General features: G+C 46.9%; 3 protein-coding genes. 1 reads left to right on the forward strand and 2 read right to left on the reverse strand.

Translation table 11 applies throughout. The features are described 5' to 3' along the window. Window positions 1-101: 101 nt before the first annotated feature. Window positions 102-488 (reverse strand): hypothetical protein, encoded by a 387-nt coding sequence (locus H6F91_RS28450; RefSeq protein ID WP_199307548.1) that lies wholly within the window; start codon window positions 486-488, stop codon window positions 102-104. A gap of 98 nt (window positions 489-586) precedes the next feature. Further along, on the reverse strand, window positions 587-1,219 hold the full coding sequence (locus tag H6F91_RS00010; protein ID WP_190774972.1) for a TetR/AcrR family transcriptional regulator: 633 nt from the start codon (window positions 1,217-1,219) through the stop codon (window positions 587-589). Between the two features lie 374 nt (window positions 1,220-1,593). Here H6F91_RS00010 and H6F91_RS00015 point away from each other — a divergent pair, with 374 nt between their 5' ends. Next, a complete protein-coding gene (locus tag H6F91_RS00015; protein WP_199307549.1) occupies window positions 1,594-2,142 on the forward strand; it encodes a hypothetical protein in 549 nt (182 codons plus the stop codon). Window positions 2,143-2,221: the final 79 nt, after the last annotated feature.

Below are 2,221 nucleotides of genomic sequence, written 5' to 3' on the forward strand. Positions count from 1 at the left end.
CAAGTAGCTTTGCTTACCATTGCGATGCCCATTTTTAACAATTCTGTCGCTGGTGCAATGAGGACAATTCATAAAGCATTTTCAACTCTGCATCATTCTCATTATGCAACGCCTCTATTTTTCTTGATCCTCATCCCCATGTCTAGAACACCACCGATTTCTGCCTGTCCGTCGAACTGCCTGAATCGCTGCTTGCTGAGATAAACCTCGTCCGAACACCAGCCATGCAGCAAGGACCTGTCCCGTTCGTCCAATCCCCCTGAACAGTGAACGACTGTTCTTTGCTGACACTGATCTGACGTGAGGAGAAACGGCAAAATCGTGTGCTGAAAAGTTATGCGATCGCAAATCTCAAAATCTGCGATCGCTGCCCAGCAGATATTCTCAGTTCCAAAGGCTTGTCTGTAGCAGCCCAACAGGTCTGGATAGCGAACAAGCTGATCTTCGTCCAATAGACAGCAGACTCGTTGAATCCCTTGACTCTTCATAAACGAAATCCAGGTCTGGATCTGTACATCTGTATATCCAGGTCTGGATGCTCCAAAGACAATGGATTCCGTTGGACAAGCCGCAGCAAATTTATACACTATGCTTTTTTCCGTTTATTTTTGTAACGGGCTAGAAAAGTTTGAACCGCTTCCGTTACAACGTGTTCAACATCCTCTTCCGAGATCTCTAAATCCATCACCAGGAAGCGGGGCCAGAAAATGACATCGTTAATCATTCCCAAAAACTGCCGTGCTGCCAGGGGAATATCCTCAATGTGAAATCGCTTGAGTTCGCTTTCCTTCTGCAAATAGGTGTGAAGGCGTTTCAAGTAAGGCTCCTTACCGCGATAGTACAATTCCTCACCCAGTTCAGGAAAGCGTGGAGCTTCGGCAATGATCACCCGGAATAGAGCTTCTACCTGAGGTTGCCGTAGGAGTTGAGCATATTCGCGAGCGATCGCTGTCAAAATTGCCACTGAATCTGTTCCTTGCTCAACAGAATCAGATGGATCAACCCCCGTTTCCCAAATGCGCTCCATAATGCTGCCGAACAAGGCGCGTTTGGTAGAGAAATGTTTGTACACCGTTGCAGTCGAAACACCTGCACTTTTTGCCACCATATCTAACGTCGTGCGCTCATAGCCGATCGCCAAAAAGTTTTCGATCGCCGCATCAAGAATCGCTTGCCGCTTCTGTTCGGCAACATTTTTGCGGTATTCCTCAATGGGCATTGGCGTCTAACTCCTAACAGCTTCTCAGGTGATGTCTATACCAACTATAAACTAAGTCAATCAACTTACCTTGACGAAAGTGAGCGAAGTATGCAAACTATTTATAGTGAGTTAAGTCACTCACCTTAGATGACGACTGAATTGCTTGAGAGGCAGCTATTCTAGCTGGTTGCTTATCTACTCGTGTTTGAATTAGTGAGTTTTGGGCGATCGCGCGATCGCCCACAAGGTTTTCATTCACCGTTCGTACTGAATTTAGCGCATCATTCCGCGACTGAAACTTGCTGATATCAAGGCAAGTGTGACGCGGGATGCGGCTCAATTGGTGTTCATTTCATCAATCAATTTTTCATGCAAGTTAGGAGGACTAGAAGATGCAGTTTATGCTTGGAAAACTTTTGGCATTCACATTGGCAATGGCACTCACTCCGACAGAAGCCATTGCTCAAACCCTGAATCGTGCCGCACCAATGAACTTTCAGGGGCGTTATCTCGTGTCAATTTCAGATGCCGATATGCTGGCATCAGCCTATGTGAACGGACAATTAGGACCGCGAGAAGGACAGGATGCATTGAGCGTTATTCCGTTAGGTGGGCACGTTCGAGACTTACGAGCCTATGAAACAGAAGCGAGTAATTCAGTTGCAGGTCCACCTGTTGCCGTTGCGGTTACACCGGATGGTCGTTATGCGATCGTCGTTGAAACCTTTCGCCCCCGACCCGATGGAGATTGGCAGAACCAACGGTTTACTGATTTACAGCAGGGTGATCGAATTTCAGTCTTTGATTTGAGTGATCCAACTCGTCCAACGCGAGTACAGGAAGTGGCGATCGCTGAACGTCCCACGTCCGTCAGTATTAACCAGGATGGTTCTCTTGTTGCAGTGACGGGCGCATCTAGCGGTTGGGGGAAGCAGAAATAAGAATTTGAGAGAATAGAAGTAGAGACAAAAAAGGGTGAACCGTCAGGCTCACCCAAAAACAAACAAAATCTACTTCTAT

Origin of the sequence: Leptolyngbya sp. FACHB-8 (assembly GCF_014695575.1) — a bacterium.
Taxonomy (GTDB): domain Bacteria; phylum Cyanobacteriota; class Cyanobacteriia; order Elainellales; family Elainellaceae; genus Vacuolonema.